The organism is Fibrobacter sp. UWCM (genome assembly GCF_900129735.1).
Classification (GTDB): Bacteria; Fibrobacterota; Fibrobacteria; order Fibrobacterales; family Fibrobacteraceae; genus Fibrobacter.
In genome coordinates, this window is sequence record NZ_FQWR01000006.1 from 52,480 (window position 1) to 64,677 (window position 12,198).

Sequence of the window (12,198 nt, forward strand, 5' to 3'; positions counted from 1 at the left end):
AAAATAGAAAAAAGAATTACATACAAAAAAAGAGCCCCGCCGGGATTTCCGGCGAGGCGAGTTTCTTTTCTTAATGGATCCTATCGGCCGTTGGCCTCCAGGATGACATCTTACTCAATCGTGATGAGCGTGATGGTGCGCTTGCCGACCTTGATCGGCTTGCTCACGTCAACACCCTTCTTGGCCTTCTTGGACGGATCGTTCGCCCAGCCTTCCTTGAGCTTTTCGGAGCTCTTGTCAAGCGTCTGGACAGTGGCCTTGCCCTTGAAGCCCGGAATGTCGAGCTTGAGTTCGTAGTCGCTGTACGGGCTCTTGTTGATCACGAGGAGGCTCTTCTTCTTGCCGTTTTCGGTGTAGTAGGTCGTGATGAGCGATTCCTTGTCACCGGTAATCACGGTCTTGAGGAGCTTGCCGCGGAGAGCGTCAGAAGCCATCTGGAATGCCCAGTAACTCGGGCGCGGGCAGTTCATGCAGTCTTCTGCAGAACGGGTCAGGTAACCGTAGTCACCGCCTTCCGGAGTGATGTCGTTGTGGATATCCCAGTACTGTGCGTTGTCCACGTTTTCGGTGGCAAGCATAGCGAGGTAGTCAGCAACGAACAGGCCGTTTTCGAGAGCGATGGTCTGCGGACCCGGGTTGAAGTCCACGGAGTTCCATTCGGTGAGCCAGAGTTCGAACTTCTTGTCCTTATTGAAGTGCTTGGTCCACTTGTCCACGAGCTTGTGCAGGCGGCTGTAGATAGGCACGAGGTCCTGCGGGGCGCTGAGCATGGCGAAGTCGTTTTCTTCACCGAAGTGCTGCGGGTAGTGGTGAACGATGATACCATCGGCAATGTCACCAGTTTCCTTGAGCACGTTGTCGTTCCACTGACCGTCGAGAACGCCGAGCACCGCCACCTTGATGGTCGGGTCAACCTTCTTCATGGCCTCGATAAACTTGCGAGCGCGCTTACCATAGATGGTACCGCCGTCCTTACCGTACTTTTCGTAGTACGGGTGCCAGTTACCGTAGACTTCGTTACCGATTTCCCAGTACTTGATGCCGGCCTTCTTGTCGATGTTGGTGTGCTTCACCCAGGCAGCGGCTTCCTGTTCGGTGCCGGAACCGAAGTTGACAGTGAACATGGCGTTGGAGCCAGTCTTCTTGAGCCATTCGAGGAATTCGTCGGTATCGACCATCCAGTCGTGGTTGTCGAGAATTTCCTTCCAGTGGTCGTCATCGGCACGGAGACCACCCGGGTAACGGATGATGCCGTGGTTGATGCGCTTCACGAAGTCGCGGGTCTGGACCTTGAACTTCGGATTGTCAAGCATGTCGCCATCCCAGAGGGCAGCGTTGATACCGAAGAGGCCGCCCGAGATGTTCGGGTTGATAACGTCGCCAGTACCCTTCACGTCGACCTTCACGACAGCCGGACGAGCGGCAGCCTTGACTTCGCGCTGGTTGGTGAGCTTGATGTTGTCGATTTCGAAGGAGCCGTTAGAACCTTCTCCACCCGGTTTGAAGTCAAGAGAAACGACGTTCTTGAGGTCGAACACGCCGTTTTCCTTGGCGTTAGGCGGCTGGTAGTACGGGAACTTGCTGAAGGTGCGGAACGGAACAATCACAGTGGTACGGCCGCGCGGCACACCGGTGTTGGACACGAAGAGCTCGTTGCCGGCGTCACCGATCTGGACCGTGATGGACTGCCATGCACGTTCAGAGTAGACGTCGAACATAATGCCCCAGTGGTTGGTCCAGTCGCGGAGCTTGGCGTCGTGAGCAGCAGTGTTCTTGGTGAAGTCGAGAACGAAGTCCACCCAGTCAGACATTTCGAAGTGCTTGATGAAGAGGGAGTTGCCATCGAGCTTGGAGCTCTTGTACGGCATCTCGATTTCGGCCTTGGACTTCGGGCCGAAAGACGGTTCCCACTTGTCCTTGGCAAACTTGCCTTCGAAGTCGGAGATAACCAGGTCCGGAGCCTTGGACTTCCAGTTGTCCCACTTGATATCCGGGTCAACCCAGTCGATGGTTTCGGTGAAGGTGATCTGGTCCACAAAGATGGTCACAGGAGCCGGCTTGCCCGGTTCGCCCTGATTTTCACCCTTGCCAACAGAGAAGCGGATTTCCTGAATCTTGTTCCACTGCACGTCCTTGGCGACTTCGGCCTGCTTGTTAGCATCCCAAGCCTTACCCTTGTCGACGAACTTCTTCAGAGGAATCTTCACGAGCTTCCAGTCGGTGCCGACCTTCGCGCCAGCAATCCAGTCGTTCAGGCTGACCTTGGTCTGGCTCTTGATGTCGTTGCCCTGGTTGTCGAGGATACCGACGTACACCTTTTCGCCGCCGAGCTTACCCTTAATCCAGAAGTAGAGACCGCCCTTGTTGCGGACCTTGGAAAGGTCGATGTACTTACCTTCACCGAGCGAGTAGGTCACGCCGGACCAGTCGTTGTTATCGATGTAGAGGGCGAGCACGTTCTTGTTGCCCGGGGTCTTGGACTGAGCTTCACGCTGGGCAGAAAGGCCACCATAGCTGTAGCTGAAGCCCTTGAGGCCGTCGGAGTAGAACGTACCGTTAGCCACCGGCTTGACCTTGCCGTCGAGCTTTTCGGGGTTCTTCGGGCCGTCGATGACGTCGTTGTTTTCATCCCAGTAAACAATCTGCTTCTTCGGGGCAGCCTTCTTGTTGCCCTTCACGATTTCGATGTTGTCCACCCAGATTTCGAAATCAGATGCGCCGCTCTTGTCGATGGAGAAGCGGATTTCTGCAATCTTGTCCCAGTCGATACGGGCCGGGAATTCAGACTTGCGGGTGTTGTCCCAGTAGAGACCGCGGTCCGGGAAGTCCACGAGAGGAATGGAAACCTTCTTCCAATCCGTCGTAACGGCACCGCCCTCGATGTACTTGTTCATCGGGAGCACGACCTGAGTTTTCTTGCCGTCAGAAACTTCTTCGTCAAGGAGGCCAATCTTCACGGCTTCGCCGCCCTTCTTGCCCTTGATCATGAATTCGACCTTGGAATCAAGCATGTACTTGTTCAGGTCGAAGAATTCGTTGTACAAGCAGACGGAAGCACCGGAGTATTCCTTCGGGTCCAGCTTGATGTTCAGGGCAGCCTTGGACTTGTAACCGCCATCCTTCGTGATGGTGATGCCCTTGCTAGAGCCACCGTAGGCGTAGTCGAAACCACCCGGACGGTACTGCTCGTCGAAGAACTTGTAGACGACCGTCTTCGGCTTCTTCGGCTGAGCCATTGCAGCCACGCTTACACCCAGGAGGATGACAGACGCGACTTTCAATGTTTGCTTAATCATATGTCGTTCCTTGTTTGTTGTTTGATTTTTTGCTTTAAATTTAAACTCTTAATGCGAAAAAGGGCACACGCCTAGACGTTTAAGCGTGTACACCTGAAAACACTACTTGGCTTCCTTGAGGAGTTTTTCCACGAGGTCCGGGCTGAAGCGGTCCTGACGCTTGCCGTTGATGTAGAAGTTCGGGGTACCCTGCACGCCGACCTTCACGCCCAACTGGAAGTCCTTGTCAATGCGTGCTTCCATGGCAGAGTCGAGGACCATGTCCTTCTTGAACTTCTCGATATCGAGGCCGATTTCGGTAGCAACTGCGATATAGACGGAATCGGAGAGTTCGCGGCTATGCGGAGCGAGGGCGTAGCGGTATTCCCAGAACTTGCCCTGCTTCTGGGCAGCGATGGAGGACGCGGCAGCGGCCTTGGCGTTGCTGTGGAAGCTGAGCGGGAAATGCTTGTAGACGAACTTGATCTTGTCCGGGTACTTCTCGTTGAGTTCCTTCATCACAGGAGCGATGCGGGAGCAGTACGGGCACTGGAATTCGGTGAATTCAACAATCGTGAGCTTCGGATCCTTGGTGTTGCCGAAAACCGGGCTGTCGTCAACGGGGATATCCCAGACCTTGTTGGCCTCTTCCATTTCTTTCTTGGCATCCTCGAGAGACATGCCTGCACGCTTTTCGAGAATGTAGGCAACAACTTCCATGTTTGCCTCCATTTCGGTCACCTTCTTTTCGAGGGAGTCGATGCGGGCCTGCTGGTTGAAAGAACCACCGGCAGAGGCCTGGTTGCAGGCGACGAAACTAGCGGCAAGAACTGCCATAGCGACGATAGAGATACGTTTCATGTTTTTCCTTTTAGTTGAATAAACCATCCAACGGGCGAAGTCCGCCCGCATTTTGATTGAAATATATAAAATAGTTGGCAGAAGGCAGAACTTAATTGGCTGATCTTAGCAGGTAGAAGGCTGTTTGTATTTACAAAAAAAGCGGGGGTAAAAAATACGCCCCGCAATCCAAAAAACCTTACTGAAATTTTACAAAGACTTCACCATGAAGGTATGGCGCGATTTTGCAGAAATTACGCGAACCTGGAGCACACCCTTCGCGCGGAGCGAAAGCGTCGCCGTGCCCTGCAGGCCCTTGAACTGTTCAACCATCTTGCCGGCGAGGTCGAACACCTGCACGTCAAATGCAGAAGCGTCCATACCCGAAAGCGTGATGGTAGAGCCGTTCTGGACAAGCGAAAAATCGGGAGCCTTCGCCACCACCGGCACCACGTCTACCGTATCCGGCTTTTCTTCCTCGCCAGGCATAGTGACGGGCGCCTTCTTGCTGAGGATGTACCCGAGCGCACCCACGAGAGGCGCGTTCATATCGACGCAGACCTCGTTCACGTTCCAGGCAGAAACAGTCCCGTTGTGGCTCCCGCTGTTAAAGTCTCCCGCGATAAGGCCACCTAGCAGCTTGTTCTTTTCGGGCGGCTGGAGTCCGGAATCCACCTCGCGGCCCGTATCCTCGTTGCCGTAGTACCCGCGATGGTGCGGGGACTTCGGGGCATTCGCGCCGTTCTTGGTAAACCCGACCACATAGGACTTCTTGTTGCTGTTGTCACCAAGCAGGTAAGCGACGTTCTTCTCGATAATGTCATCGAACTTGGTTTCGCCGTAGAAATTGGACATGAGCGCATACAGGAAAGCGCCACCCGCCGGAGAACGCACGGAGAAAGAGCCGCCACCGCCGGTTTCGCCCATGAAGATATCGTTCTTCGCCTTCTTCTTGTAGATGTTGTCGAGGAACTGTTCCGCATCGTAGAAGGAACCCGAGGAAGGCGCCCAGTGGAACACGCCCTCACCCATCACCACGGAAAGCGGGACGGCGTTCGAGTAGTTGAGGCGCGTGTAGCTGCCCGAACTAAAATCGAGGTCGAAGAACCATTCGTCGGCTTCGGTCTTGTATTTCTCATCTTCCGTCGTGCGGTACAGTTCGAGCGCGGCGAGGAACGGACCATCCTTCCAGCGACCATCCCACCAGCTGGATTCATAGAATCCGCCGGAGTTCGTGACACCCTTGTGCGACTTGGCGTAGGAATAGGCTGTCTTTGCCGCCTCAAGATACTTTTTCTTGTTGGCTTCGTCGGGGTCGACGCGCGCCATCACGGCAAGCATTGCTGCCGCCATACCCGGAGTAAAGCCGTCGTTGGCATCGCCCTTGACATAGCGGGGTTCACCGCCCTCGCCCTGGCCAAGCGTGCTCATCTTGCCCGCAGTGACCCACTTGGTGTGGTCGGCATTGCCGTCGCCCTTCACCGTAACAAAAGCAGAGCTGCTGATAGCGGCCTTCACCCAGAAGTCAGCCTCGTAGCGGAGTTCCTCGAGCAGGTCACGGACCTCGTTGGGCTTGCCGCCCTTGCGCGTGTAGTCCTTGCTTTCCTTGTAGTCGGAATAGTCGCCTGTATAAAGGTCGTAAAAGCCCTTGGTGAATTCGGCATAGCTGAGTGCCAGAATGTAGGAGGCATAGCCCTGCGACTGGCCATACATCACGTGGTCGCCACAGTCGAACCAGCCACCCGAAACATCCTTGCCGTTGTAGCTGTCCTTCGTGAAACTCTTCGTATAATTGGTGCCGTCGAGGATCCAGTTCGGGCCCTCACCAGAACGCTGTGCGCCAAAGAAACGCGTAGTCATCCAGGCCGCTTCGATGTAATCGTCTGTGCTGAGCGCCGCAAGACCGGCAGAGGGTATAAAGGCCATCAGGGAGAGGGCCGAAACAATAACTTTTCTACAATTCATGTGTTCTCCGGTAAGGTACACCCACACCCACCGGGCAACAATATAAGATTTTTTAGCGAAAAATCACACGAAAAGATTGTTTACACGGCCAAAGTCGTGACCAGCGTCTCATGAAGCAGGCCATTCGTGAAAATCGCCTGCTCGGCATCCACGAATTCAAGCGGTTTGCCGTCAATGCGGGTAGATTTCCCGCCCGCTTCCTCTACCAGCAGGGCAATCGCCCCGATATCCCACGGGTAACTCATGGTCATCACGAAGCAGTCTATGCGCCCGCAGGCCGTAAAACAGCCCTCGATGACGGCAGAACCCAGGCACTTGACGCGCTCGAAGGCAACCGCCTCGCGGGCAAAGTTGCGGGAATTCTGCTCGTTTATCTTTTGCACATCGCCCACATTGAAATCGCCGTTGCTCACGATTGCGTGAACGGAATCGCTCTCGCGACTCACGTGAATCGCCTTCCCGTTCATGAAGGCACCCCCGCCCTTGCTGGCCGTATAGAGCTCGCCCAGCTTGGGGAGGTTTACCGCCGCCACCAGAGGCTTGCCCTCAAAATGGAGCGCGATGGAGATACCCCAGAGCGGAATCCCGCGGCTAAAATTCACAGTGCCGTCCACCGGGTCGATAATCCACAGGTAGCGCGGGTCCGAGCCCTCGATGACGCCCGCCTCTTCCGTGCGAATAGAATGCGTGGGGAAAGCCTTCCGGATTCCCTCGACAATCAGCTTTTCGCTTGCAATATCGGCGCGGGTAACAACATCTTTCTTGGACTTGTAGTGAATTTCGCCCAAATCCTGCTGGATTTCAAGGCAGAGGTCGCCGGCGCGCCTGGCAAGCGTTTCGGCAACGGAAAGGAAATTTTGGGATTCTTGCATTTTAGTGGGCAAAACTTAGTTGGCTGTCGGCAGGCGCTCTACTCCGGGTAGGCGCAGCAGCGGAAGCCGATAGTCGGGGACTTGTAGAATGCAGCGGCCTCGCGGTAACGCACCTTCTCGCCCGTGAGGAACACCACCTTGACTTCGGAGGGAACATACTTCAGGCCGTTGCCCAGCGTGTCGAGCCACGCGTCGCCACCCTTCTTGTACTCGGAGTACAGCGCGTAGTCCTCGCCGATGGTATTGCCCGAAGAATCCTGCACGGTAAAGAACTGCAGGCTGTCCGTGAAATCCTTCTGCGAAAGCACCTTGTAGAGCGTGCGCGATGTATCGGCAGCAAACACGGTATCGACCTTCGAGCCCTCGCGGTACAGGTACACGGAATCGGTAGTGAAGGCGGGCCTCGTGAAATACGGGTACGAACGGTTCGTGCACAGCGCAAGCGATTCTCGGTCAAGCCCACTATAAATCTTGTAGCTAGAACCCTTCGCTACGGCAACCGTATCTTCGGACCTGCCAATGACCCATTCCTGGTACTGGCCCGGCATGTCGCGTACACCCATCGGGTTTACGCACCGGTAATCGCGCTTCGAGACATCCGCCGCAGAAGCAGAATCGTTCGTGCCCACGTTGCAGTAGCTGAACAGGTATTCGCTCGCATCTATGTCGAGTTCGTTCAGCACGCCGTACGAAAGCGAACCGCCCGAAAGGCAAACCAGTTCCCAGTCGCGTTCCTTGCACAGGCTGACGGTGAACCCGCTTGCCGAAACGCCCTCGCACGCGGCAACTGCCTCGGAATGGAGCACGTTGTAGACGAACTCGCCCGAATCGTTCCTGTGTTCAAACTTCTCCATGCAGAAGCTGGCCGAATCGCCCGTAGAAACAGGCACAAAGCCTTCGGGGCATTCCATCTCGGATGCAAGCTTGCCGGGAGAAACCGCAATGGTGTCGATAAGCGCCGTCGAGTAATACCCGGACTTGTCCTTCGCACGGATGCGGAAAATAATCGTATCGCCCGGGGAAACCCAGCGGATAGTATCGGTCACGAAAGTTCCCGTCGCGGACACCGTCATGGTATCGCCATCGACCGCGTAAAGCTTGTTGAAGCGGCCCGAACCACCCGCATAGCCATATTCCTTCCACTCCTTCAAGTTCACGTCGTAATGTTCCACGACATAGACCGCGACCGTATCGTAACACAGCGTGAACAGGCACGTATCCGGAATCAGCACGACCGTATCGGATTCAATCGGGTGGTCCACCTTGTAGGGGTCCACTCCCCTGCTCCAGAAAATACGCAGGCGGTTGTTGCTATCGAGCCGTGCCATTCCCGGGAACAGAGAATCCTCCATAAAGTAGAGGCGCGTAGGCATTACGGGCGCAACGGAATCCGTAGTCAGGAACAGCTGGTTCGTCTCGACCGTAGAAAGGCCTTCCGTTCCCGAGGAATTGCCCACGGAATCCCAGGCCGAAATGCCAATCGTGTATTCCGACATGGACTTGAGCCCCTCGATCACCATGCGGAACCGGTTCAGCGAATCGGCATCGAAATCAAAGCCCTTCCCGTCGGTAATGGAAATGCGCAGGTAGTTCTTCACGTTATCGCCGTGCGAAACGGAATCGAACCACACGGAATCAGAGCTTGCACGAATCCTGGAATGCCGCGTGTAGTAGGTCGAACCGGTAGAATCCACCCCGTCGGGGCCGGTCAGCGTAATCTTCAGGTCGCGCAGGTCCTCGTCCTTGTCCGAAGACCAGATAACCACGTTGTAACCGACAATCATCCCCGAAAGGAACATCGGCTTGTAGAAGTTGGTCTGGTCAGTCGGGCGGTACCATTCAAAAAGAGCGCCTGTCGTCCACACGGAATCGTACACCGTCACCCGCGAAGGCGGAATGTCGTCACCAAAATGCAGGAACACGCGCTGTACGGAACCGGGGTCGCCATCGGTGTACTCGCAGAACAGGGCCACCTGCACGCTATCGTACCCCTGGTCCACATAGTCCTTGACCAGCTCAGTCAAGTCAAGCGTATCGTAAACACGCTCGGTACCCGAAGAATAGTCTATGGACTTGGTCGCCTTGTCAATCTGCTTCGAAGAAACCGCCTTCGAGGTATCGTCCACGACGGTCGTATCTATCCAAACATGAATGTAGGCAAAGTCTTCCCTGTCGATGGGCAAACGGTAACGGACGCTAAAACACGCAGAAGTGTCGTTTTCGTCGGCACACCCCTGGATTACGCTCAGTTCCATGATTTCGCGGTCAAACAGGAATTCGGTCCCTTCATCCTCGTCGGAACACGACACCGCCAAAATACAGAACGCAAAAAGCAGGAGCAGTCTTGAAAAATACTGTTTCATCGTATATGAATTTAGCAAAATGCGCTTGATGAGCCCCAAAAGCACGCCAAGAAACGCGCCGAAAACCTCAGAAAAAAGGAATTTCTCGCATTATATGCTCCTAAAAGACGCTTTTTGAAGAATAAAGTAAATTTTTTCAGGAAAAAATGTACGCTACGTCACAATAAAATGTAAATTAGAGAAAAAAGAGGATGTTTATGAAGAGACTTATGATACCCGCACTCGCCATCGCAGCGCTCATGCTCGCCGCATGCGGTGACAGCAATTCCGCCAAGGCCTGCCAGAAACCCGCCTACTGCTATAGGACGACAGAAGACACCCAGAGGCATTGCGACCTCGACAAGGAAGTTACCGAAGTCAAGGTGCAGCAGGCGAAGGACGCAGGAATCTTCAAGGAAGAATTCGAGGACTGCTGGGACATGTAACCCGCACCTTCCCGTGTATTTGCAAAAAGGCCCGTCCGAATGGACAGGCCTTTTTTTGTTAATCCCGGAGCGCCCTTTTTACCAACTTACAATCGGAGTATTCCAGGCAAGGTTCACAACCATACTGCGCACCGCACCTTCCCAATCACCCTTAGAAACGGCAAACGTATACCCCATAGAGCCTTCGGCATGGCCATAGCCCAGAAGTTTCTTCGTCTTGGCATCGTAGAAGGCATACTTACATTTTGACATAAACACGTTGGTGGAATACGAGCCTCCCATTGGATTCATTCCCAAGGGGTCCATCGACCTCGCCTGCACAGTACCCGCCTCGTAGCGGTGTACCTCGGTATCGCGACCAAGCCAGATATCGGACACGACGATGTACAAATCGACATTGTCCTCCATATTCGCGAACGCAGGCGTATCGAAGTCCTCGTTACCCAATTTTTGCTTTGTGTAAGAGATATCCCCCGGCTGCACCTGCTTCATGGAGAACTTGATTTGATTTCGTGTTTCCGCATTCAGGTAATCTTTCATCTGCGGGCCGAACCACTTGGCAAAGTTATCCACGTATTCGGGCAAATCGTCTTTCAAGTCGTCGGGATTGGCAACCGTAGGCTTTGCAAATACAACCTTTGCCGTAGTGGCTTTCGGCATGCTTTTCCACTCCGCATCAATGTAATAGCGCGGGGCAGCACACGCCGTAAAGAGTACCCCCGCAAGTATAGACAAGAAAGCAAGCTTAATAAACCCCATAAAAATCTCCTTTTCGTTTATCCTCAATATAAAATTCGAACTATAGTTTGTCTACAAAAGTAATGCCCCCGGATATTTTCTGGAGGCCATTTTTAAAGGAGATCCATTCACTTCGGCTTACGCCTCCGTTCAGGATGACACAAGACAATTTAGTCGCCCGTATGGTAGTTCGGGGCTTCCTTCGTGATGGTCACATCGTGCGGATGAGATTCGCGGAGACCTGCGCCCGTAATACGGACAAACGTTGCCTTCTTGTAGAGTTCTTCGAGGTTAGCAGCACCGGCATAACCCATGGCAGAGTGGATACCGCCAATCAGCTGGTAAACGGTGTCGCGGAGCGGTCCCTTGTACGGAACACGGCCTTCGATGCCTTCCGGAACGAACTTGCGCGGTTCCTGGACGCCACCCTGGAAGTAACGGTCAGCAGAGCCAGCCTTCATGGCGCCGAGAGAGCCCATGCCACGGTAGCTCTTGTAGCTACGGCCATCAGCGAGGATGACTTCGCCCGGAGCTTCTTCGGTACCGGCAAAGAGAGAGCCCACCATCACAGCGTGACCGCCAGCAGCGAGAGCCTTCACGATGTCGCCAGAGAACTTGAGGCCACCGTCAGCGATAATCTTCACGCCGACCTTGCGGGCCATCTTGCCGCATTCCACGACAGCGGAGAACTGCGGGTAACCGACACCGGCCACGATACGAGTCGTGCAAATAGAACCAGGACCGATACCCACCTTGACGATGTTCGCACCGCACTTGGCGAGTTCTTCGACAGCTTCCGGCGTACAAACGTTACCGGCGCAAATCGTGAGCTTCGGATATTTCTTGCGAACGGTCTTTACCATGTTGCGCACACCGATGTGGTGGCCGTGAGCCGTATCGATAATCAACAGGTCAACGCCGGCATCCACGAGGGCGGCGACGCGTTCAAGCGTATTGGCGGAAGTGCTGACAGCGGCACCGACGAGCAACTGGCCGTTCTTGTCAAGGCTAGCGTTCGGGTTGTTTTCGCGCTTCAAGATGTCCGTCATCGTAATGAGGCCCTTCAAGGCACCGGAAGCGTCCACCAGCGGGAGCTTTTCGATACGCTTTTCGGCGAGGATTTCCTTCGCCTTGGCAAGGCTCACCTTCGGGCTAGCCGTCACCGGGTTCTTCGTCATCACGGAACTGATCTTCACGTTCATGTCGCTCACGGTACGGAGGTCGCGGCTCGTGAGCATGCCCACAAGCTTGCCCTTCGAAAGAATCGGGAAGCCGCTCACCTTGTTGCGGGCGCGGAGTTCAAAAGCAGCGGAGACCGGCTGGTCGGCATCGAGCGTCACCGGGTTCACAACGATACCGGACTGCCACCGCTTGACCTTGCGAACTTCTTCGGCCTGGTCTTCAATAGACATGTTCTTGTGGATGATGCCAAGACCACCCTGCAGGGCGAGCGAAATAGCCAAGGGAGCCGTCGTCACGGTATCCATGGCGGCACTGATGATAGGAATGTTCAGCTTGATATTCGGAGCGAGCTGTGTGCTCACGTCGGTCTGGGCCGGCAAGACAGAAGATTCAGCGGGAACAAGGAGGACGTCGTCAAACGTCAAAGCTTCTGGCAAAAGTTTCATAAATTACCTCTTTTGCGCATAGAATATAGCAAAAATGTCACGGGTCCGACAAAAAAAAGACGCATTTTGTAGCAAGAAAACGCCATTGGATC

Annotated in this window: 8 protein-coding genes; 1 reads left to right on the forward strand and 7 read right to left on the reverse strand. The window is 54.5% G+C overall.

The annotated features are described in order from the left end of the window. Positions 1 to 110 precede the first annotated feature (110 nt). From BUB22_RS05610 to BUB22_RS05630, 5 genes are all read right to left on the reverse strand, one after another. A complete protein-coding gene (locus tag BUB22_RS05610) occupies positions 111 to 3,296 on the reverse strand; it encodes a carbohydrate binding domain-containing protein (RefSeq protein ID WP_073114288.1) in 3,186 nt (1,061 codons plus the stop codon). Between the two features lie 102 nt (positions 3,297 to 3,398). Next, complete coding sequence (locus BUB22_RS05615; protein WP_073114289.1) at positions 3,399 to 4,136, reverse strand: DsbA family protein; 738 nt, start codon at positions 4,134 to 4,136, stop codon at positions 3,399 to 3,401. 189 nt (positions 4,137 to 4,325) lie between these two features. Then, positions 4,326 to 6,080, reverse strand: a complete 1,755-nt coding sequence (locus BUB22_RS05620; RefSeq protein WP_139258756.1) for a glycoside hydrolase family 9 protein — start codon at positions 6,078 to 6,080, stop codon at positions 4,326 to 4,328. 80 nt (positions 6,081 to 6,160) lie between these two features. Further along, positions 6,161 to 6,952: an inositol monophosphatase family protein gene (locus tag BUB22_RS05625; protein ID WP_073114291.1), complete on the reverse strand. Its 792-nt coding sequence runs from the start codon at positions 6,950 to 6,952 to the stop codon at positions 6,161 to 6,163. Positions 6,953 to 6,990: 38 nt separating this feature from the next. Continuing rightward, positions 6,991 to 9,315, reverse strand: coding sequence for a hypothetical protein (locus BUB22_RS05630; RefSeq protein WP_073114292.1), 2,325 nt, complete (start codon positions 9,313 to 9,315; stop codon positions 6,991 to 6,993). 197 nt (positions 9,316 to 9,512) lie between these two features. Here BUB22_RS05630 and BUB22_RS05635 point away from each other — a divergent pair, with 197 nt between their 5' ends. Further along, a complete protein-coding gene (locus BUB22_RS05635) occupies positions 9,513 to 9,740 on the forward strand; it encodes a hypothetical protein (RefSeq protein ID WP_139258758.1) in 228 nt (75 codons plus the stop codon). A gap of 78 nt (positions 9,741 to 9,818) precedes the next feature. Here BUB22_RS05635 and BUB22_RS05640 read toward each other — a convergent pair whose 3' ends face one another. Continuing rightward, positions 9,819 to 10,499: a hypothetical protein gene (locus tag BUB22_RS05640; protein WP_073114366.1), complete on the reverse strand. Its 681-nt coding sequence runs from the start codon at positions 10,497 to 10,499 to the stop codon at positions 9,819 to 9,821. A 149-nt stretch (positions 10,500 to 10,648) separates the two neighbouring features. Beyond that, entirely contained in the window at positions 10,649 to 12,106 is a 1,458-nt protein-coding gene (gene guaB / locus BUB22_RS05645) for an IMP dehydrogenase (RefSeq protein ID WP_073114294.1), read from the reverse strand. Positions 12,107 to 12,198 lie beyond the last annotated feature (92 nt).

Coding starts and splice junctions, on each gene's coding strand:
- BUB22_RS05610 (WP_073114288.1), bottom strand. CDS start 3,296: ATGATTAAGCAAACATTGAAAGTCGCGTCTGTCATCCTCCTGGGTGTA.
- BUB22_RS05615 (WP_073114289.1), bottom strand. CDS start 4,136: ATGAAACGTATCTCTATCGTCGCTATGGCAGTTCTTGCCGCTAGTTTC.
- BUB22_RS05620 (WP_139258756.1), bottom strand. CDS start 6,080: ATGAATTGTAGAAAAGTTATTGTTTCGGCCCTCTCCCTGATGGCCTTT.
- BUB22_RS05625 (WP_073114291.1), bottom strand. CDS start 6,952: ATGCAAGAATCCCAAAATTTCCTTTCCGTTGCCGAAACGCTTGCCAGG.
- BUB22_RS05630 (WP_073114292.1), bottom strand. CDS start 9,315: ATGAAACAGTATTTTTCAAGACTGCTCCTGCTTTTTGCGTTCTGTATT.
- BUB22_RS05635 (WP_139258758.1), top strand. CDS start 9,513: ATGAAGAGACTTATGATACCCGCACTCGCCATCGCAGCGCTCATGCTC.
- BUB22_RS05640 (WP_073114366.1), bottom strand. CDS start 10,499: ATGGGGTTTATTAAGCTTGCTTTCTTGTCTATACTTGCGGGGGTACTC.
- guaB (WP_073114294.1), bottom strand. CDS start 12,106: ATGAAACTTTTGCCAGAAGCTTTGACGTTTGACGACGTCCTCCTTGTT.